Below are 19444 nucleotides of genomic sequence, written 5' to 3'. Positions count from 1 at the left end.
AGGCGGAAGGTGTCTAGCGCAACGACGACGCCGTTTCCACCCCTCACGCCTCGATATTTTCGAGCCGCACCGGCAGCTTGCGGATACGCTGGCCGGTGGCGTGATAAATCGCATTGCAGATCGCGGCGTTGGTGCCGACATTGGCGAGCTCGCCGAGCCCCTTCGCGCCGGCCGGGTTGATGTGATCGTCCTGCTCGGAGAGCAGGATCACCTCGACGCCTGCTACGTCGGCATTCACGGGCACGAGATAGTCGGCAAGATTGTCGTTGACGTAGCGCGCATTGCGCTGGTCGATCTCGGTGGCCTCCAGCAGCGCCGAGGACATGCCCCAGATCAGGCCGCCCATGAGCTGGCTGCGCGCCGTGCGCGGATTCATGATGCGGCCCGCCGCAAAGGCGCCAACCAGCCGGGGGCAGCGGATTTCATGCGTGAAGCGGTTGATGCGGACTTCGACGAACTCGGCACCGAAAGCGTAGGCGATCTTGTCTTTCATGGCGTGGCCGCCGACGATCCGCGCGTGCCCGCTGTGCATGGCCTTGAAGGAGTCCAGCGGCGCGCCTTCCGGCTTCCACTCGCCATATTCCTCGACGACGCCGGCACCGAGCGCGTCAAAGGCCTTCTCGATATCGAGGGGACGATCGCTCTTCGCCGCCTGCGTGCTCGGCGCCTGGCTGAGTCCGACGGTCTCCTTCGCCTTGTCGGTGAGGCTGTCGCTCGGCATCACCGCCTTGAACAGCCTTTGGCGAATCTGATCGCACACCATCATCACCGCCGAGCACGTGCTGGCGGTCGAGTTCGAGCCGCCGGCAACCGGCGCCGGCGGCAGCTCGCTGTCGCCCAGGAAGACCGCGACTTTGTCGAGCGGCACGCCGAGCCGCTCGGCCGCGGTCTGGGCAATGACCGTATAGGCGCCGGTGCCGATCTCGTGGCCGGCGATCTCGACCCGGGTACGGCCGTCGCGCTGGAGACGCACGCGCGCGGCGGACGGCGCCATCTGCGTCGGATAGCAGGTGGCGGCGCAGCCATAGCCGATCAGCCAGTCGCCATCCGACATCGATTTCGGCTGCGGCGAGCGCTGCGACCAGCCGAACGCCTTGGCGGCCTCGTCGAAGCACGCCATCAATGACCGCGACGTATAGGGCTTGCCGCCGATCGGCTCAACGGTGGTGTCGTTGATGCGACGGAGCTCGACCGGATCCATGTTCAGTTTCACCGCGAGCTCGTCCATCGCGCTCTCCAGCGCGAACAGATACGGCACCTCCGGCGGTGAGCGCATGAAGCCCGGCGTGTTGCGGTCGGCGCGCACGATCGAGACCAGACTGGCGACGTTCGGACAAGCATAGAGCCGCGTCGTGGTCTTGGTGCCGCCGACACAATAGGCATCGGGGCGCGAGGAAACCTCAGCGCCCTCGTGCCTCAAGGCCACCAGCTTGCCGTCGCGGCTTGCGCCAAGCCTGATCTCATGGCGCGTCTCGGCGCGGTGGGTCGTGATGGTGAAACCCTGGTCGCGGGTCGGCACCAGCTTGATCGGCCGGTTCAGGCGTTTGGCAATGCCGGCGATGATGGCTGTGCGGGGCGTCATCGAACCGCGCGAACCAAAGCCGCCACCGACATAGGGATTGACCACGCGAACCTTGTCGGCGTCGATGCCGAGCTGCTCGGCCACGCCGTTCTTCAGGCCATAGACATACTGGCTGCCCTCATAGATGACGAGATTGTCGCCCATCCAGGCGCAGCTCGTCGTGAACAGCTCCATCGGGTTATGGTGCTGGGGCGGCGTGTCATAGGAGGCGGTGAGCTTGACCTCGGCCTCGTCGAACGCCCTGGCGAAGTCGCCAACCTGCGGGTCTTCCTTGAATTGCGCGTTCTGTCCCTTTGCCGCAGCCGTGGTCGTCCCCGGCGAGCCGAAGCTCGCGCTCGGCGCTACGGCCGTGTAGCTGACCTTGACCCGATTGGCGGCCTCGCGCGCGGCCTCGTAGCTCTCCGCGATAACGACGGCGATGATCTGGCCGTCATGGGCGATGTCGGCCGATTTCAGCGGCTGGATCGTGGTTCCGGCATAGCCGCCATTGCTGAACAGTTTCGACTCCTTCAGCTTCGGCGCGTTCTCATGCGTGACGATGTCGATCACGCCGCGGACCGCCCTGGCATCGTCGAGATCGAAGCTGTCGACGCGCCCCTTGGCGATCGCGCTGGTGACCAGGAACGCATGGGCCGGATTGTCCAGCGGCATGTCGGACGCGTAGGTCGCCCGGCCCGTGACCTTTGAGGCCGCGTCATAGCGCGGCACGGGCTGGCCCATATTTGCCTTCGGCTCGGGAGCAGCAGCGGTCATGATCGGATCTCCATCGTTACGGCCTGCTGGAGCGCGCGCATCACCACGCGCTTGCCGAGCGCGATCTTGAAGCCGTTGTGCTGGCGCCCTTTGGCGTCCGCGAAGGCGGCATCGGCGACACGTTGCGCCAGGCCGTCATCGAATTTCTGTCCCTTCAGCAGCGCCTCGGCCTCGCGCGCACGCCAGGGCACGGTGGCGACACCGCCGAGCGCGACGCGCGCGTCCCTGATGGTGCCACCCTGCACATCGAGCGCCACCGCGGCCGACGACAACGCGAATTCGTAGGATTGCCGGTCGCGCGCCTTGAGATATACCGAGCGCGGCCATTGGCCGGGAACGGAGAAGGCGGAGATCAGCTCACCGGGCTGAAGCATGGTCTCGATGTCCGGCGTGTTGCCGGGCGTCTTATGAAGCTGCGCGAACGGCATGCTGCGCGTACCGGCCTTGCCGGTGATCTCAACCATGGCATCGAGCGCGACCAGGGCCTGCGCGAAATCGCCGGGATAGGTCGCAACGCACTGATCGGAAGTGCCGAGCACCGCATGCATGCGATTGACACCGTCCATCGCGGCGCAGCCGGAGCCCGGGTTGCGCTTGTTGCAGTTCTCATAGGAGACATCGCGGAAATAGCTGCAACGCGTCCGCTGCATCACGTTGCCGGCGAGTGTCGCCATGTTGCGGAGCTGGGCGCTGGCGGCAAGCTTCAGGGAATTCGCGATCACCGGATAGTTGCGCTCGATCTCGGCATGCGCAGCTACGTCGGACATCTTCGCGAGTGCGCCGAGCCGCAAGGCTTCGCTGCCGGGCTCGATCGCCGACCAGCCCTGCGCAAGCGAATTGATGTCGACGATCGCGGCAGGCCGCATCACGTCCAGCTTCATCAGGTCGATCAGCGTGGTGCCGCCCGCGAGCGGCTGCGCTGCAGCCTTCGTCAGCGGATTGCTCGCAGCCGCGGCGGCGCTCAGCGCCCGCACGGCCATGTCCGGGTCTGATGCCCTCTGATACGAAAACGGTCGCATGCGCCTAGCCTTTCATGATCTCGGGCGCGGCCTGCTTCACGGCGGCGACGATGTTGGGATAGGCGGCGCAGCGGCAGATGTTGCCGCTCATATATTCACGGATATCGGCATCGCTCCCCGCATGCCCCTCCTTGACGCAGGCCAAGGCGGACATGATCTGGCCCGGCGTGCAGTAGCCGCATTGAAACGCGTCGTTGTCGATGAAGGCCTGCTGCATCGGATGCAGGCGATCGTTGGTGGCGAGCCCCTCGATTGTCGTGATCTCCTGTCCCTCGGCCGCGAGTGCGAGCGTCAGGCAGGAGACCACCCGCCGATCGTCGATCAGCACCGTGCAAGCGCCGCACTGGCCGTGGTCGCAGCCCTTCTTGCTGCCGGTCAGCTTGAGATGTTCGCGCAAGGCGTCGAGGACCGTCGTGCGGGCGTCGAGTTGAAGGCGCTTGTCCTTGCCGTTCACCCGCAGCGTGACGTCGACGGGGAGTGCTGGATCCTGCGCGGCTGGCGCTTTTGCATCCTGCGCGACTGCGCGCGCCGTCAGCGGAACGAGCGCACTGCCGGCGACGCCAGCCACGAAGGCGCGCCGATCGAATCCAGATCGTCGGGAACTTGAATTTTCGGACATGGACGGCCTCCGCCGCTTCAAAACGCAGCGCACGCCTGCACCGCTCACCGCCCACCAACTTGGGGGCATGAGCTCTGTTCCGAACGGGAAAGGGCGGCACAGCCAATGCCGCGCCGCCCTTCGTCAACTTTTCCTGATGTTCGCGCTAGGAACCTTGCGCCCGCGCCGACCGATCAATAACCCAGCGCGCAGCCGTCCTTGCGCGGATCGGAACCGCCGGTAAGCGTGCCCTTGTCCCAATCGATCCAGATCGCCTGGGCGCCGCCGAGCGGGCCGACCACACTGGTGGTCTTGTGGCCAAGCTTCTTCAGCCCTTCGACGATATCGGCGGGCACGCTGTCCTCGAGCTGGTACTGGCCCTCGTAGTGCAGGCCACGCGGCATGTCGATCGCTTCCTGCACGTCGCAGCCATAGTCGAGGATGTTGGTCACCACGTGGGTCTGCCCGACCGGCTGATACTGCCCGCCCATCACCGCGAACGGCATCACGGAGCGGCCGCCCTTGGTGAGAAGGCTCGGCATGATCGTGTGCAGCGGACGCTTGCCGCCGGCGATGCAATTGGGATGGCCGGGCTGGATGCGGAAGCCGCCGGCGCGGTTCTGGAACAGCACGCCGGTCTTGTTCGAGACGATGGCCGAGCCGAAGGAATGCGCGATCGAATTGATGAACGAGCAGACGTTGCGATCCTTGTCCACGACCGTGATGTAGATGGTCGAGGGATTCATCGGCGGCGCGACGTTCGGCAGGTCGAGCATGCCGTCCATGCGGATCTTGCTGATGTATTCGTCGGCAAAGCCCTTCGCGAGCATTTCGGCGACGTCGATCTTCATATGCTCGGGGTCGGCGACATGCATCTCGCGATTCATGTAGGCGATGCGCGCGGCCTCGGCCTCGAGATGGAAGCGCTCGATGCTGAGCGGCGCGTACTTGGTCAGGTCGAACCGCGACAGAATGTTGAGCATCAAGAGCGCGGTGACGCCCGGGCCGTTCGGCGGGCACTGCCAGACGTCGTAACCCTTGTAATTCGTGCCGATCGGCGTTGTCGTCTCGGTGGTGTGGGCGGCGAAATCGTCGAGCGTGTGCAGGCCGCCGATGCCGCGCAGGGTCTCGACCATGTCCTCCGCGATCGCGCCCTTGTAGAAGGCGTCGCGGCCGTCCTTGGCAATCGCGCGCAGCGTCTTGCCGAGCTCTGCCTGGCGGATGACGTCGCCGGCGACAGGCGGCTTGCCGCCCGGCAGCAGGTAACGCACGGTGTTGGTGCCGCCCTTCAGCTTCTCGAACTGGTTCTTCCAGTCAAAGGCGATGCGGGGCGCGACGACGTAGCCTTCCTCAGCCGCCTTGATCGCGGGCTGGAGCAGCCGGTCGAAGCCGAACTTGCCGTGATCGCGCAGCACGGTTGCGAAGGCATCGATCACGCCCGGGATCGAGACCGCATGCGCCGAGGTCAGCGGCACGGAATTGATCTTGCGCTCGAGATACCAGTCGGCGTTCGCCGCCTTCGGGGCCCGGCCGGAGCCGTTATAGGCGATGATCTTGCCCTCGCCCCGCGGCTGGATCAGCGCAAAGCAGTCGCCGCCGATGCCGGTCGATTGCGGCTCGATCACGCCGAGCAGCGCCGAACCCGCCACCGCCGCGTCCACCGCCGTGCCGCCTTCGCGCAGCACCTCGATCGCGGCGAGCGACGCCTGCGGATGCGAGGTCGCCACCATCGCGTTGGTGGCGTGGACCGTGGACCTGCCGGGGAAATGGAAGTTTCTCATCGAATTCTTGCTCTCTTGGGCCTCTGGCGCGGATGGCGCGCCGTCGCGGAAAAACCGGGCCTACATGACACATTCCGGCCCACCGGGGCAATGCTGGCATACCAGCGAAATGGCTGCCATCCGCTGGGCGTATAGGGCTTTTGCCGTCCGGGGCCATGCGGGTTTTCTGGGCGGCGGCCGCCTGCTAAACGAGCCGCCATGATCCACAAGGTCGCCGCCTTCTACCAATTCGCCGCCCTGCCCGATTACCGCGAGCTGTGCGAGCCGCTGCGCGCGTTCTGCGCAGGCCTCGCGCTCAAGGGCAGCGTGCTGCTCGCCCGGGAAGGTATCAACGGCACGATTGCGGGTGCGCCCGAGGCAATCGACGCCCTCGTCCACGAGCTCGCCCACGGCGCCCTCTTCGGCGGCCGGCTGAACAATCTCGAATTGAAGTTCTCGACCGCGGAGGCAATGCCGTTCGGCCGGCTCAAGGTGCGGCTGAAGAAGGAGATCGTCACGCTCGGCGACGAGGCCGCCGATCCGACGCGGCAGGTCGGCACTTACGTCGAAGCCGCCGAATGGAACGCGCTGATCACCGCGTCTGACACGCTGGTGCTCGACACCCGCAACGCCTTCGAGGTGGCGATGGGCACGTTCGAGGGCGCGGTCGATCCCGGCATCAGGAGCTTTGGCCAGTTCAAGGATTTTGCCGCCGAGCAACTCGATCCTGCGAAGCACCGCAGGATCGCGATGTTCTGCACCGGCGGCATCCGCTGCGAGAAGGCGAGCGCGCATCTGCTCGCGCGCGGCTTTGCCGAGGTCTATCACCTCAAGGGCGGTATTCTCAAATATCTGGAAGAGGTGCCGGAGGCGCAGAGCCGCTGGCGCGGCGAGTGCTTCGTGTTCGACGAGCGCGTCGCGCTCGGCCACGGCTTGCGCGAACGGGGCCTACGCGAACAAGAATTGGGGCACGACCGTGACGAATGAGGTCAAGACATTGGGCGAGCGTATCGACACGCTGGAGATGCGCATCGCATATCAGGACGATACGATCGAGACGCTGAACCAGACCATCACCGCGCAGTGGAAGCAGATCGACGCGCTGACGCGGAAGATCGCAGAGCTCGGCGAGCGGCTGCAGGAAGCCGAAACGAATGCGCCGGGCGCGACCAATGAGCGCCCGCCGCATTATTGAGCGATACTACTCGCCAACCGCCTTGGGCAGCAGGCTCGCCACCTCGACCGACATCATCAGGCGGTCCCGCCCACCTTCCTTCGCCGCATAGAGCGCCTGATCGGCAGCCTCGACGAGCGAGCCCACCCCGGCGCTGCGTTCCAGCGCCGGCCGGCAGACCGCGCCGCCGAGCGAAGCGGTGACGCGGCCCGACGCGTGATTGCTGCTGTGGACGAGGCTCGCCTCGCGGATTGCGCGGCGGATTCGCTCGCCGATCCGGGCGCAGCCGGTGGCATCGGTGTTCGGCAGCAGCATGGCGAACTCCTCGCCGCCGTAGCGTGCAGCCAGATCACCGGCGCGCTGCATCTCGGCCGCGATGACCTTCGCCACCACGCGCAGACAGGCATCGCCTGCTGGGTGGCCATATTCGTCGTTGTAGGCCTTGAAGTGGTCGACGTCGATCATCAGCAAAGCGAGGCTGGAGCGGTCGCGATAGGCGCGCGCCCATTCCTCCTTCAATCGTTCGTCGAAGCGGCGGCGGTTGGCGAGCCCGGTGAGGCTGTCCTCGATCGCGAGCGTCTCGAGCCTGGTCTCCAGCTTCTTCTGCTCGGTGATGTCGCGCGAGATCGCAACCACCCCGTCGACGTTGCCGTTTTCCTGACGCGTCACCCGCATGGTCGATTCGAGCCAGACTTCGGTATTCGTGCGGTGCGTGTTACGATAGGTGATGCGCGCTTCATCCTTCTCGCCGCGCTTCAGGGCATCGACGATGGCCTGAACCTGCGGGCGATCCTCCGCATGAATGCCTGCGAGCGCGGGGGTTCCGATCAGTTGATTGGCGCGCCAGCCGACGACGCGGACCGACGACGGAGAAACATAGCGCAGCTTCTCATCCAGCCCGATACGCGTGACCATGTCGCTGGAGCCTTCGGCGAGCAGGCGGAAATGCGCTTCCTTCTCGACCAGGGCTGCAGCCATGCGCTGGCCGCGCTGCAACTGCCGCACCAGCACCGCGCCGATCACCCCGATCAGCATGACCAGCGCGAGGACGTAGAGCATGCGGGAAATCGCGGCTGCGCGCCAGGGTGCCAGCAGCTCGGCCCTGTCGACGGTGGCGAGCAAGACCAGCGGATAGCGGCTGCTGCGCTTGAAGAAACTGACGCGTTCGGCGCCATCCAGCGGCGATTTGAAGTGATAGGCGCCGGCCGATTTTTGCAGGTTGGCGTCGCGGAACATCGGGGTGTCAGCGACGCTGCGGCCGACGAATTTGTCGTTGCCGGGGTTGCGCGCGATGATCAGGCCGTCGGCATACATCAGCGCAACGGAGCTGTTACGGCCGATCTCGAATTGCTCGTAGAAGTGTGAAAGATATTTCGAGCTGATGGCCGCGAGCACGACGCCGCCAAAGCTGCCGTCCGGCTTGTTGAAGCGGCGCGACAAAGTGACCACCCATTCGCCGTCGAGCAGGCTCTTAACGGGGCGGCCGACATAGGGCTCGCGCTTCGGTGAAAGCTGGTGATGACGGAAGAACGCGTCGTCGCTGAGCGTCGAACTGATGGTGCCGGGCGAGGTCAGCCAATTGCCCTGGTCGTCGATGATGGCAAGGCTGTGCACGCGCTCCATCGCCTTCTTGCGCGCCTCCAGGAGCGTGCGCAGCTTGGCGATCGTGGCGGGATCGGTGCCGTCCATCTCCAGCCGGCTGACGACGCCGACGACGCCGGAATCCAGCAGGTCGAGGCTGTCCTCCGCGTGCTGGGTCAGCGAGCGGGCGACGTTCGCCATCTCGGTCTCGGCGCCCTTGAGCACGGCATCGCGGGCGGCCCATTCACGCCAGCCGCTGACGCCGAGGATGGTCGCACAAGTGAGCACGACGAACGCCGCCGCCCGCAACGACAGGCGGCTCCATCCGGCTCTTTGTGAGGCGAGGTTCATGCGGCAGAAATCTCCGATCGCCGGAAATTCCACCGCTTCTGTTATTGAACCCTGAAACGCTTGCCGACATTCGCAGCGTTATGCGGGTTTTCCCGTACTCCTACGGACTGGAGCGTCGCTGGATCGCTAACAATGCGTTAGCGACCCTATCGGAAACCGGCGACCGGGCCTTGAAGATCGCGCTAGCTGAAGATCGCCTTAACCTTGTCCCACAGCGAGGGATTATCGGCATCCGCATCGGCCTTCGACGGCGTTGGCTGCGCGGCGCTCACGGGATCTGAGGCCGGGAAGGTGTCTTTCAGACCGGCGTCGAGCTTGCTGTGGCGATCGGCGGCGAGCGCTTCGCGCGGATCGGCGGCGTGCTTGTCATGCGGCGCGGGATTGAATGTCTCAGCCATGGATATCTCCTCCATTGGCGGGTCAACGCGGCGCATTTGCGCTGGTTCCCCTGTTCCGCTCAGGCCTTGGGCGGTGTATCAGGAACCTCAATTCTGCATCAGGATGTTTCGTGCCCCAGTCTGCGACAAAACCCTTCATCGACGTACTCTCCGGCCAGCGGCAGGCCATCCCACCAGTGTGGATGATGCGGCAGGCCGGCCGCTACCTGCCGGAATATCGCGAGGTGCGCGCCAAGGCGGGTGGCTTCCTCGATCTCTGCTTCAACCCGGAGCTGGCCGCCGAAGTCACGCTGCAACCGATCCGCAGGTTCGGCTTCGATGCGGCGATCATCTTCTCCGACATTCTGGTGATCCCCTACGCGCTCGGCCGCTCGGTGCGCTTCGAGGTCGGTGAGGGTCCGCGGCTCGAACCGCTGGATGATCCCGCGAAGGTCGCGACGCTGGCGCCGCGCGCCGACTTCGACAAGCTCGAGCCGGTGTTCGAGGCGCTGAAGATCGTGCGCGGCGCGCTCGATCCCAAAGTCGCGCTGATCGGCTTCTGCGGCGCGCCGTGGACGGTCGCAACCTACATGGTCGCAGGCCAGGGCACGCCCGACCAGGCGCCGGCGCGGATGATGGCCTACCGGCATCCGGAGGCCTTTGCGAAAATCATCGACGTGCTCGTGGAGAACTCGATCGAATATCTGCTGGCGCAACTCGCGGCCGGCGCCAATGCGTTGCAGATCTTCGACACCTGGGCCGGCGTCCTGCCGCCAGTGGAGTTCGCGCGCTGGTCGGTCGAGCCGACGCGACGCATCGTCGAGGGCGTGCGCGCCAAGGTGCCCGATGCGAAGATCATCGGTTTTCCGCGCGGCGCCGGTGCGCAGCTGCCCGGTTATGTCGAGGCGACCGGCGTCAACGCGGTCAGCATCGACTGGACCGCGGAGCCGGCGTTCATCCGCGAGCGCGTGCAGAGTAAGGTCGCAGTGCAGGGCAATCTCGATCCGCTGGCGCTGATCACGGGCGGTGCCGCGCTCGACCGCGCGGTGGACAACGTGCTGGCGAACTTTGCGCAAGGCCGCTTCATCTTCAATCTCGGCCACGGCATCCAGCCGGAAACGCCGATCGCCCATGTCGAGCAGATGCTGAAGCGCGTGCGGGGGTAAGGCTCCGCGTCGTCATTGCGAGCGCAGCGAAGCAATCCAGAATCTCTCCGCGGTGACAGCCTGGATTGCTTCGCTGCGCTCGCAATGACGGGTGCTGCACGTACTGCGCTCTCAAAATTTAGCGCGGCCGGCTGCGCTCGATGATCTCGGCGGCGCCCTTCGTCAGCAGATCCAGTCCCACCGCACGGCCGAGCTCACGCGGGCGGTTGGCGGGGCCTGCGCGCGAGGCTTCGATGATGGTGTTGCCGGAGAGATCGAGCACGGATGCCGTCAGCGACATCTCATTGCCTGCGATGGTCGAGAAGCCCGCCACCGGCGAATTGCAGTGGCCGTTGAGCACCCACAACACTTCGCGCTCGGCATCGGCACAGGCGTGCGCAGAGGGATCGTCGATCGATGCCAGGATGCGCCTTGTCTGCCAGTCCTGCGCGGCGCATTCGACCGCGACGATGCCCTGCCCTGCCGCAGGCAGCATCTCCGCAGCGGTGAATTCGTAGGCGATGCGGCTGGAGAGACCCACGCGATCGAGGCCCGAGCGGGCCATGATCAGCGCATCGGCGGGCCCCACCGCGCCGCCATCCGGCAACTTCTGCATCTCGCCATTGTCGAGTTTTCGCACGCGCGTGTCGGCGGCGCCGCGGAAGTGAATGACCTCGATCTCCGGAAACAACCGCCGCGCATAGGCTGCGCGGCGCACGGCGTTGGTGCCAATTTTAAAACCCTTGCCGCGGGAGTGGCGCAGCGCCTCCAACGTCACACCGTCGCGCAGCACCAGCGCATCGCCGGGCGGATCGCGCGACAGCGTGGCGCCGATGACGAGGCCGGGCGTGTCCTCGTTGCCCGGCATGTCCTTCAGCGAATGCATCGCGGCCTGCAATTCGCCCGACAGCACGGCAGCGCGGATCTGTGCCACGAAGGCGCCACCCTTGCCGCCATGGGGCAACAGCTTGCTGGTTTGGTCGAGATCGCCGGTGGTGTCGAACTTGACGATCTCGACATCGAGGTCGGGCATGGCGGCGGTCAGGCGGCGCGCGATCTCTTCCGTCTGGGCCAGCGCCATCGCGCTCTTGCGTGTGCCGATCTTGAATCGCGTAACCAAGTCCAAACCCTCTCAAGACGCGTAGTTTTGTTTGAGCATGATCTTGTCGGAAAACCGGTCCCCACTTTTCCGGATCATGCTTTAGCGCGCATCCTCCAATATCATGTCGGAGGCCTTTTCGGCGATCATGATGATCGGCGCGTTGGTATTCCCCGACACGAGGTCCGGCATGATCGAACCGTCGACGATGCGAAGGCCTTCGAGCCCCCTCACCTTCAGCCGCTGGTCCACCACCGCGAGCGCGTCATTGCCCATACGACAGGTCGAGGTCGGATGGTAGATGGTGCTGCCGCGCTCGCGGCAATAATCGAGCAATTCGGCATCCGTGGATACCTTCGCCCCGGGATCGTACTCGTTGACCACGAACGGCTTCAGCGCCGGCGCATTCAATATCCTGCGCAGGATCTTCAGACCTTCGACGTTGGTGGTGCGGTCGGTCTCGGTCGACATGTAGTTGATGCGGATCTCCGGCGGCACGGTCGGGTCCGCGCTCCTGATGCGCAAGGTGCCGCGGCTTTCAGGGCGGAGCTGGCACACCGACGCCGTGAAACCGGAAAAATCATGCAGCCTCTCGCCCATCTTGTCGGTCGAGAACGGCAGGAAATGCACCTGGATGTCGGGCGACGCGAGCCGCGGACTGGTCTTGAAGAACGCGCCCGCCGTGCCGGCCGCGATCGTCAGCCAGCCTTTCCGGAACAGCGCATAACGCGCGCCGGCGAGCGTACGGCGGAGCGGATGATTGACGGTGTCGTTGAGCGTGATCTTCTGCGAGCAGCACATCACGATGCGGACCTGCATGTGGTCCTGAAGATCGTGCCCGACGCCTTGCGCATCCAGCACGACATCGATGCCGTGCTTGCGCAGCAGATCGGCGGGTCCGACGCCCGAGAGCTGGAGCAACTGCGGCGAGTTGTAGGCACCGCTCGACAGCACGATCTCTCTGCGTGCCCGCGCGCGGCGCAACTGCGCGCCTTGCCGGTATTCGACGCCAACGGCGCGGCGGCCCTCGAACAGCACGCGCTGGCCGAGCGCCTCGGTCTCGACCTTGAGATTGCCGCGCGTCTTCGCGGGGCCGAGATAGGCCACCGACGTCGAGGCGCGGCGGCCGTTGCGCGTCGTCGTCTGGAACAGGCCGACGCCTTCCTGCGTGGCGCCGTTGAAATCGGGGTTGTAGGGCAGACCGGTCTCGACCGCGGCGTCGATGAACGCCTTCGACAGCGGATCGGTCACGACCATGTTGGACACCGGCAGCGGGCCGCCGCTGCCGTGATATTGATCGGCGCCGCGCGCCTGGTTCTCGGCCTTCTTGAAATAGGGCAGCACGTCGTCATAGCCCCAGCCGGCGTTGCCGTGCTGACGCCAGCGATCATAGTCCTCGTGCTGGCCGCGAACATAGAGCAGGCCGTTGATCGAACTCGATCCGCCCAGCGTCTTGCCGCGCGGCTGGAAAACCTGGCGCCCCTTCAGTTCGGGCTCCGGCTCGGTCTGGTACATCCAGTTGACGGTCTTCTCCTTGAACAGCTTTCCGTAGCCGAGCGGCACGTGGATCCAGATGTTGGAATCCTTCGGACCGGCCTCGAGCAGCAGCACGCTGTGCTTGCCATTCGCCGACAACCTGTTGGCGAGCACGCAGCCGGCGGAGCCGGCGCCGACGATGATGTAGTCGAACTCGGGATCGGACGGCGTGAGGGAGGAAGTTGCGTTCATGCGCTACTGTTCTTCTTGTTGGTGTGGGCGTTTCCAGTTGCGTGATTAGCATAATCATGCCCGCAGACGCAGCGCCTCGACCAGCGACTTGAACGCACGGGCATATTCCGCGCCCGCCCTTGCGATATCCGCGCGCCCGGCGCAGGCGACCGCGGCCTCCGTGACCGCACCGAGCAGCAGCCGCGCCAGCGGCTCGACCGGTTGCCGCGCGATCAGGCCGGCCTCCATCGCCGCCGCGATCGCGCGCGGCAGCTTGCCGCCGAAGTGCTTCGCGTCGATCTCGCGCCAGCGTTCCCAGCCGAGCACGGCCGGGCCGTCGCGCAAAATGATCTGGCCGGTAGGGCCGTTGGCGGTTGCCGCGAAGTAATGCTGCGTGCCGGCAACCATCGCGGCGAGCACATCCTTCTCGGCGCGCGCGGCGCTGTCGATCTCCACGACGAGGTCGCGCGAGACGAGGTCGAACACCGCTTCGAACACCGCCTCCTTGGTCTTGAAGTGATGATAGACCGCGCCCTTGGCGATGCCGGCGCCCTCCGCGATCTCGTCCATGGTGGTGGCGGCAAAGCCCTGCGTCCCGAAGAGGCGGCGCGCCGCGGTCAGGATCGCTTCCGTCGTCGCCGCCCGCCGCTCCGCCTGCTTCGCCATGGGTCTCGTCTAGTCCAATTCGTCGCAGGCTACCAGTTGACTTTTCGACTGTCGGTCGGTATTTACCGACTATCAGTCGGTTTTAATCGCGAGGTGATCCATGCCAAGCCGTGATGTCGTTGAAGCCTTTGCCAAGCGGCTGGAGAACGGGGAGTTTGTCGAAGCGATCGAGCAGTACTACACGCCCGACGCCGCGACCTATGAGAACAACGCCGCCCCGACGGTCGGCCGCGACAAGCTCGTCGCCAAGGAGCGCGGCGTGCTGGCGGCCTCCAGGGAGGTCAAGGCGATGCGCGTCGGGCCGAGCCTGATCGAGGGCGATCACGTCGCGACCCGCTGGAGCTTCAGCTTCACCAATGCCGAAGGGGTCATCCGAACGCTGGATGAGATCGCGTGGCAGACCTGGCGGGGCGATCAGCTGATTGAGGAGCGGTTCTATTATGATCCGAAGCAACTCGGGCGGTGACCGCGCCGAACACCGGTGTCATCGCCCGTCTTGCCGTCTTCGCTAAAGCTTCGCCGGCCGCGTCCCCTTGCGGGCCCGGCGAAGCCTTGGCGGAGCCGGGTCGCGGCGCATGACAGCGGGAACATTTCTTCCTTCCGTTACAACCGTAACGCGGGGCGCCGCATTTGTATCGATTTGTTATCGATACCCTCGCTTGAACACGCAGAAGTGGCCACGGCGATCGTGGGCTGCGGAGATAATTCATATTTCGTCAAAGGTTTGCAGCGAATCCTCCTGATCGAGGCGGACAAACGCCCCATGCTGCTAGGCCCTGGAATGCGGACTCAAATGACCAGCTATTTCGCGCGGCTGTTCGCCGGCGATCTGTCGGCCTTTGGCGGTCCTGCAACCGACGAAGCCGTCGCCGGACATATCCGCGCCGATCAGATGTCACTGGTGCTCGGCTATTCCGTCGGCATCATGCTTGCCAATGCCTGCAACGCAGCCGTGCTCGCCATCGCACTCTGGCATTCGCCGGACTGGAAGTTTGCACTGGCCTGGGCCGCGATCGTGGCCGGCGCCGCGATTGCATTCGGCCTGCAATCCCACGCCTCGCGCCGGATCACAAAGCCGCAATTCGTTTCGCGCCGGGCGATGCATCGGCTGGTGCGCAACGCCTTCGTGCTCGGCGTTGCCTGGGGCATCGTCCCGGTTGCCTTCTTCGCCAATGCCGCGACCGGCGGCCAGCTCGTCATCACCTGCCTTTGCTCGGGAATGCTGGCCGGCGGCGCGCTGGCCTTCGCCACGATCCCGATTGCGGCCATCGCCTTCACGAGCCCCATCTTCGTCGGCATCGCCATCTGCCTCGGTCGCGACGGCGATCCCGCCTATGTGCTGATGGCCATCCTGGTGGTGGTTTACGGCAGCGTGCTGCTGCGCGCGGTGTTCGTCAATTCATTCGCGTTCGCGCGGCGCGTGATCCGGCAGATCGAGGCCGAGCGCACGGTGCGGCAGGATCCCCTCACGCTGTTGCCCAACCGCTTCGCCTTCAACGAGACGCTCGAAGCCGCGCTGCGGCGGATGGCCCTGTCCGGCGAGGAATTCGCGGTGCTCCTGCTCGACCTCGACCGCTTCAAGGAGGTCAACGACAAGTTCGGCCACCCCGCCGGCGACGAATTCCTGGTCCAGATCGCAAGCCGGCTGCAACGCTGCACGCGCGCCGCCGAGCACGCCGCGCGAATTGGCGGCGACGAGTTCGCGCTGGTGATGGCCAATCTGGCGCGGCCGGAGGATGCGCTCGAGATCGCCGAGCGCTTCGTCGCGGCCTTCGACGAACCGTTCCAGATCGAGGGCCGCCAGATCGTCGGCGCGACCAGCGTCGGCATCGTGCTGGCGCCGCGCGACGGCACCACGCAGCTCGACATCATGAAGAACGCCGACGCCGCGCTGTATCGCGCCAAGAAGGCTGGCCCCGGCACGGTCTGCTTCTTCGAGGAAGCCGACGACAGGGTGTCACGCGATCGCAAGGCGCTGCAAGCGGACCTCGAAGGCGCCATCGCCAGGGACGAGCTGTTCCTGGTGTTCCAGCCGTTCCTCGATCTCGGCGAGAACCGCATCACCGGCTTCGAGGCGCTGCTGCGCTGGCAGCATCCCCGGCGCGGACTGGTGCCGCCGAGCGAATTCATCCCGATCGCCGAGGAGACCGGGCTGATCCACGAGATCGGCGAATGGGTGATCCGGCGCGCCTGCACGACGCTTTCGGACTGGCCGGAGGACATCAGGGTCGCCGTGAACTTCTCCGCCGCGCAGTTTCACAGCACCGGCATCCTCCAGACCATCGTGCAGGCGCTCGCGGACGCGAAGGTCGCCCCGCACCGGCTCGAGATCGAGATCACGGAATCGATGCTGCTGTCGAAATACGGCTCCGCGGCGTCAATCCTGAACGCGCTGCTCGAGCTCGGCATTACGGTGGCGCTGGACGATTTCGGCACCGGCTTTTCCTCGCTGACCTATCTGCGCAAGCTGCCGTTCAGCCGTATCAAGATCGACCAGTCCTTCATCCGCGACATGCTGGTGCAGCCCGACTGCGCCGCAATCGTGAAATCTGTGATCTCGCTGGCGCGCGACCTGCGCATCGGCGTGGTTGCCGAAGGCGTCGAAACCGTCGACCAGCTCGAATTTCTGCGCCAGTTCGGTTGCGACGAAGCGCAGGGCTATCTGATCAGCCGGCCGGTGTCGGCCGATGGCGTTCTGGCACTGCTGAACACGAAGAAGCTGCGGGCGACCTACGCGGCGTAAGGCAATACTCGCAAATGTGAGGGGGTCCGCTTCCAGCGGTGAAGCAGACTCGCGCAAGGCAGGATTTCCTCAAGCCGCCCTTTGCAAATGATCATTGCCGGGCAGGTTCTGCGTCCCGCGCCAGTCTTCGCGGCCATGGGTCTGCCTCCCTGACCTAAGGCTGCCCGCCTTTTTGAGAGCGCTTTTCCGAGTGTTTCGGCGCGCTACCACTCTAAGGACGGCTTGCCGTGTCGGCCCCATTAAGCAACACTTGCCGCATTTCAGAGTAGATATTTTCAAGGGGCATCATCATGCCTGAGATATTGGAAGTCGTATTGTGGTGTGCCGCGCTTGCGACATGGTTGATGCTTCTCTTCGCCCTCGTGAGCAAGACCCTGAAACAGCACTCGAAGAGCATCCGCCGCGCGATAGAGGAAGCTTTCAAGCCCGACTTGAAGTGATGCCGGCTACGATGCTCGATCGAAACTGAACCGGCCCGCCCCGGTGACGAAGATCAACATCGCGCCTCCCATGATCGAGACATTCTTCAAGAAGTGGTTGTATTGACCGATCTGCTGCGCACCCGCGGGATACTCCCAATAGCGGTGCGCAATGGCCGTTGCCGCCAATACGAACATAAACGTCAGGATTGCGCAGTAGCGCGTACCGACGCCCAATATCAAACCAACGGATATCAATACTTCCAGCACGATGGTCGTCATCGTGAACAGCTCAGGTGCTGGAAGGTTCAGGGACCTGAAATAACCCACAGAGCCGCTGAAGTTGGATATTGCTCCATACGCACTTCCGACGAATACCCACGCGAGGAGAATGCGGCCGATCAAAATCAGCGCGTCAGCTCGCCCTGTGGCGAACGCATCGACTGCCAGCGAGACAGAATTGGATTTCATGGCAGAATCTCCACCCTTGCTGTCAAAGACCGGCTGAACACTTTTATTGCGAGAGCAATCCTATCATGATTGGTGGACCGCACGAAGCGCTCTTGCCGGCCCATTGACGCAGCAACGAAGCCCGCGTGTCACCGCCCTTAGCTGCCTCGCCAGGACGACTGCACCTATCCGCTCCCTAGAGGAGAGCGGATGCGCATGCGCTCAGGCTGATCGCGTTTTTCCGAGTACGCCTTCCAGGCCCGGTCAGACCGCATCCGCCCGCAGCAGCGTGTCCACGGTGATGGTGCCGCGGGCGCGGGAGACGCAGGCGCAGATCTTCTGGTTGCTTTGCTTCTGGTGATCGCTGAAGAAGACATCGCGATGATCGATCTCGCCGTCGACCTCGACCACGTCGATGGCGCACAGGCCGCATTCGCCGCGCTTGCAGTCGTACATCACGTCGTGCCCGCTGGCGTTGAGCACATCAAGCATCGAGCGCTCACGCGGGATTTCAAGCTCGACATCGGTCCCCTTCAGGCGCACGTGAAACGTCTCGGTCGGCAGCGTACCGCTGGAGCCGAAGGTCTCATAGCGGAGATCGGGAAGCGGATGGCCGGCGCCGATCCAGGCGTGGCGCGCGGCATCCAGCATCCGCATCGGGCCGCAGAACAGCGCCAGCGCACCTCGCGGCAATGATTCGAACAGCGCATCGAGGTCGAGCCGCCGGCCCTCGTCGCTCGCGTGAACGACCAGGCGCTCACCGAGCATTCTGGCGAGATCGTCGAGATAGGCGGCATCGGTGCGCGAGCGCACGGCATAATGCAGCGTGACATCAGCGCCGCGACGCGCCAGCGCCTGTGCGGCGCCAAGGATCGGCGTGATACCGATGCCGCCGGCGATCAGGCAATAGTTTTCGCGGGCCCAGTCGACCGCGAGCAGCGAAGCCGGCCGGGTGATGTCGAGCCGGGCGCCCGGCGCGAGCTGCCACATATAGCGCGAGCCGCCGCGGGAATCATCGGCGCGGCGCACCGCGATCCTGAAACCGCGCGAGGACGCCTCGCCGACCAGCGAATAGGATCGCGTCTCCGGCAGGCCGTCGATGGTCACGCTGACATTGATGTGACTACCGACCGGATAGGCTGTGCCGTCGAACTGATCCGGCAGGATCAGGAATTCGCGGATGCCCGGCGCAAGATCGCGCATCGCGACGAGCGTTGCCGGAATCCAGGTTTCGATGAAGCGCATGGCAATTGCCCTAATCGGTTGCGGCCTTGATCAGCGCGAGCGCCGGCAAGAGGTCGAGATGGGTGCGGTTGCGCAACGCAAGCCGCAAGTTTCGCACCGCGAGGCGCGCGTGCTCGCGCATGATCGCTTCGGCGCGGGCGCCTTCGCGGTTCTCGATGGCGTCGATCACGACGCGATGGTGCTCCTGCCCGATGATCAGAATCTGCTGCGCCTCGGGCAGCGCCGATTGCGCCATCACGAAGCCGCTTGGCGAGGCGAACGGCAGCGCCGAAGCGCGGTCGATCTGCCGGATCAGCGGCGGGCTGCGCGACAATTCGGTGAGCAGTGCGTGGAAGCGTGCGTTCAGCGTGACATAGGAGGAGAAGGCATCGACCGAGATCGGCACCTGGCGCAAGAGCTCGTCGATCGCAGCGAGACATTCCTTGAGCGGCTCGAGCTCGCGCGCGGAAACACCGCGCTCGGCGGCGAAGCGCGCGGCGAGCCCTTCGAGCGTGCCGCGCAGCTCGATGGAATCGGAGATGTCGCGTTCGGAAAACGCCTTCACCATGAAGCCGCCGGAGGGAATCGCCTCCAGCAGGCCCTCCTCCTCCAGCCGCACCAGCGCCATGCGCACCGGGGTGCGCGAGGCGCCGGTCGTCTCCACCGCCTGGAGCTCGGAGATGCGCTCGCCGGGCCGTAAGCTACCCGACAGGATCTGGTCGCGCAGCGCGAGCTGCGCCTTCACGGTCTGCGAGACGGAGCGGTCGACCTCTCGCTCGGGCGCTGCTTTCACCTG

The 19444-nt window shown here is 65.1% G+C and carries 18 protein-coding genes; 6 read left to right on the top strand and 12 right to left on the bottom strand.

The window, feature by feature from the left end:
* Nucleotides 1–43: 43 nt before the first annotated feature.
* The 4 genes from JQ627_RS29550 to ggt all read right to left on the bottom strand — a co-directional run bounded on the left by JQ627_RS29550 (nt 44) and on the right by ggt (nt 5733).
* The gene (locus tag JQ627_RS29550; RefSeq protein WP_212487894.1) at nt 44–2335 is read right to left on the bottom strand and encodes a xanthine dehydrogenase family protein molybdopterin-binding subunit; all 2292 of its coding nucleotides are present in this window, start codon (nt 2333–2335) and stop codon (nt 44–46) included.
* Nucleotides 2332–3354 (bottom strand): xanthine dehydrogenase family protein subunit M, encoded by a 1023-nt coding sequence (locus tag JQ627_RS29545; protein ID WP_212487893.1) that lies wholly within the window; start codon nt 3352–3354, stop codon nt 2332–2334. The genes JQ627_RS29550 and JQ627_RS29545 overlap by 4 nt, the downstream gene beginning before the upstream one ends.
* A 4-nt stretch (nt 3355–3358) precedes the next feature.
* Nucleotides 3359–3973 carry a (2Fe-2S)-binding protein gene (locus JQ627_RS29540; protein WP_212487892.1) on the bottom strand — a complete coding sequence of 205 codons (615 nt, stop codon included), beginning with the start codon at nt 3971–3973 and terminating at the stop codon, nt 3359–3361.
* Nucleotides 3974–4146: 173 nt separating this feature from the next.
* Nucleotides 4147–5733 (bottom strand): gamma-glutamyltransferase, encoded by a 1587-nt coding sequence (ggt, locus tag JQ627_RS29535; RefSeq protein ID WP_028160332.1) that lies wholly within the window; start codon nt 5731–5733, stop codon nt 4147–4149.
* 198 nt (nt 5734–5931) lie between these two features.
* Here ggt and JQ627_RS29530 point away from each other — a divergent pair, with 198 nt between their 5' ends.
* Together JQ627_RS29530 and JQ627_RS29525 are read left to right on the top strand one after the other, a co-directional pair.
* A complete protein-coding gene (locus JQ627_RS29530; protein WP_212487891.1) occupies nt 5932–6699 on the top strand; it encodes a rhodanese-related sulfurtransferase in 768 nt (255 codons plus the stop codon).
* Nucleotides 6689–6907, top strand: coding sequence for a SlyX family protein (locus JQ627_RS29525; RefSeq protein ID WP_212487890.1), 219 nt, complete (start codon nt 6689–6691; stop codon nt 6905–6907). The genes JQ627_RS29530 and JQ627_RS29525 overlap by 11 nt, the downstream gene beginning before the upstream one ends.
* 6 nt (nt 6908–6913) lie before the next feature.
* On the opposite strand, the gene JQ627_RS29520 is transcribed toward JQ627_RS29525, so the two are convergent.
* The gene (locus JQ627_RS29520; RefSeq protein ID WP_212487889.1) at nt 6914–8818 is read right to left on the bottom strand and encodes a diguanylate cyclase domain-containing protein; all 1905 of its coding nucleotides are present in this window, start codon (nt 8816–8818) and stop codon (nt 6914–6916) included.
* Between the two features lie 182 nt (nt 8819–9000).
* Nucleotides 9001–9216 carry a hypothetical protein gene (locus JQ627_RS29515; RefSeq protein ID WP_212487888.1) on the bottom strand — a complete coding sequence of 72 codons (216 nt, stop codon included), beginning with the start codon at nt 9214–9216 and terminating at the stop codon, nt 9001–9003.
* 110 nt (nt 9217–9326) lie between these two features.
* Here JQ627_RS29515 and hemE point away from each other — a divergent pair, with 110 nt between their 5' ends.
* Nucleotides 9327–10361 (top strand): uroporphyrinogen decarboxylase, encoded by a 1035-nt coding sequence (gene hemE, locus JQ627_RS29510; RefSeq protein ID WP_212487887.1) that lies wholly within the window; start codon nt 9327–9329, stop codon nt 10359–10361.
* Nucleotides 10362–10479: 118 nt separating this feature from the next.
* On the opposite strand, the gene hemC is transcribed toward hemE, so the two are convergent.
* The 3 genes from hemC to JQ627_RS29495 form a co-directional block, all read right to left on the bottom strand.
* Nucleotides 10480–11460, bottom strand: a complete 981-nt coding sequence (hemC, locus tag JQ627_RS29505) for a hydroxymethylbilane synthase (protein WP_212487886.1) — start codon at nt 11458–11460, stop codon at nt 10480–10482.
* An 81-nt stretch (nt 11461–11541) separates the two neighbouring features.
* The gene (locus JQ627_RS29500) at nt 11542–13167 is read right to left on the bottom strand and encodes a GMC family oxidoreductase (RefSeq protein WP_212487885.1); all 1626 of its coding nucleotides are present in this window, start codon (nt 13165–13167) and stop codon (nt 11542–11544) included.
* A 54-nt stretch (nt 13168–13221) separates the two neighbouring features.
* Nucleotides 13222–13812, bottom strand: coding sequence for a TetR/AcrR family transcriptional regulator (locus JQ627_RS29495; RefSeq protein ID WP_212487884.1), 591 nt, complete (start codon nt 13810–13812; stop codon nt 13222–13224).
* 100 nt (nt 13813–13912) lie between these two features.
* Here JQ627_RS29495 and JQ627_RS29490 point away from each other — a divergent pair, with 100 nt between their 5' ends.
* From JQ627_RS29490 to JQ627_RS29480, 3 genes are all read left to right on the top strand, one after another.
* The gene (locus JQ627_RS29490; RefSeq protein ID WP_212487883.1) at nt 13913–14278 is read left to right on the top strand and encodes a nuclear transport factor 2 family protein; all 366 of its coding nucleotides are present in this window, start codon (nt 13913–13915) and stop codon (nt 14276–14278) included.
* A 315-nt stretch (nt 14279–14593) separates the two neighbouring features.
* Nucleotides 14594–16555, top strand: coding sequence for a bifunctional diguanylate cyclase/phosphodiesterase (locus JQ627_RS29485; protein ID WP_212487882.1), 1962 nt, complete (start codon nt 14594–14596; stop codon nt 16553–16555).
* Nucleotides 16556–16845: 290 nt separating this feature from the next.
* Nucleotides 16846–16995, top strand: coding sequence for a hypothetical protein (locus tag JQ627_RS29480; protein WP_167541712.1), 150 nt, complete (start codon nt 16846–16848; stop codon nt 16993–16995).
* 6 nt (nt 16996–17001) lie between these two features.
* Here JQ627_RS29480 and JQ627_RS29475 read toward each other — a convergent pair whose 3' ends face one another.
* The 3 genes from JQ627_RS29475 to JQ627_RS29465 form a co-directional block, all read right to left on the bottom strand.
* The gene (locus tag JQ627_RS29475; RefSeq protein ID WP_014497487.1) at nt 17002–17445 is read right to left on the bottom strand and encodes a DoxX family protein; all 444 of its coding nucleotides are present in this window, start codon (nt 17443–17445) and stop codon (nt 17002–17004) included.
* A gap of 243 nt (nt 17446–17688) precedes the next feature.
* The gene (locus JQ627_RS29470; RefSeq protein ID WP_212487881.1) at nt 17689–18669 is read right to left on the bottom strand and encodes a PDR/VanB family oxidoreductase; all 981 of its coding nucleotides are present in this window, start codon (nt 18667–18669) and stop codon (nt 17689–17691) included.
* Between the two features lie 10 nt (nt 18670–18679).
* A complete protein-coding gene (locus JQ627_RS29465) occupies nt 18680–19441 on the bottom strand; it encodes a GntR family transcriptional regulator (protein WP_212487880.1) in 762 nt (253 codons plus the stop codon).
* Between the last annotated feature and the right edge of the window lie 3 nt (nt 19442–19444).

It is taken from the genome of Bradyrhizobium liaoningense, from assembly GCF_018130785.1.
GTDB classification, from domain to species: Bacteria; Pseudomonadota; Alphaproteobacteria; order Rhizobiales; family Xanthobacteraceae; genus Bradyrhizobium; species Bradyrhizobium liaoningense_A.
The sequence above is the reverse complement of the archived record's forward strand: the minus strand, read 5'-3'. Positions and strand labels throughout refer to the sequence as shown.